Source organism: Acinetobacter sp. CY79, assembly GCF_059515845.1.
In genome coordinates, this window is record NZ_JCAKMY010000074.1 from 1 (window position 1) to 590 (window position 590).

The following is a 590-nucleotide window of genomic DNA, read 5'->3' on the forward strand; positions in this document are numbered from 1 at the left end:
TTGTTCCTACAAGCAGAACATTCAACATTACAGTTTGAAGTACTGTGAATTTAATCACTGTACAGCTTCAATCTAATTCATATACCAAAACGCTTGATTCAGTTAATCGCTAGTTTCTCATCACTTCTTATTCAACTTCTCACTCCGCTTGCGCTTTGTGAGCGGTTGTTTAATTAGCTCTGAGCCTTAAACAATTTATTTCAACTCAAATATATGCTGTTAATGATTAACTACGTCCTCATCAGATCGCAGGTAACTGTGATAAATCACAGAAATTAATAAACTTAAACCGAATTGGTTTAATTTACTAAGTTCTATAATTTCTCAGCTTATACATTCCGTAGGAATGTATGGTGGAGACTAGGAGAGTCGAACTCCTGACCTCCTGCGTGCAAAGCAGGCGCTCTACCAACTAAGCTAAGTCCCCAGCTTATCACTTATAGATTCGATGTATCTTAAGTCATGGTGGGTCTGACAAGACTTGAACTTGTGACCCCACGCTTATCAAGCGTGTGCTCTAACCAACTGAGCTACAGACCCTCAGATACATCTTCATGAAGAACAACTTGTTGTGGATTCTTACCGATCGT

At 39.0% G+C, this 590-nt stretch carries 2 tRNA genes; both read right to left on the bottom strand.

What is annotated here, in order from left to right:
- Window positions 1-351: 351 nt before the first annotated feature.
- Window positions 352-427 (bottom strand) — tRNA-Ala (locus AC5YCE_RS15560).
- Window positions 428-463: 36 nt separating this feature from the next.
- Window positions 464-540: transfer RNA gene (locus AC5YCE_RS15565), tRNA-Ile, on the bottom strand.
- Window positions 541-590: the final 50 nt, after the last annotated feature.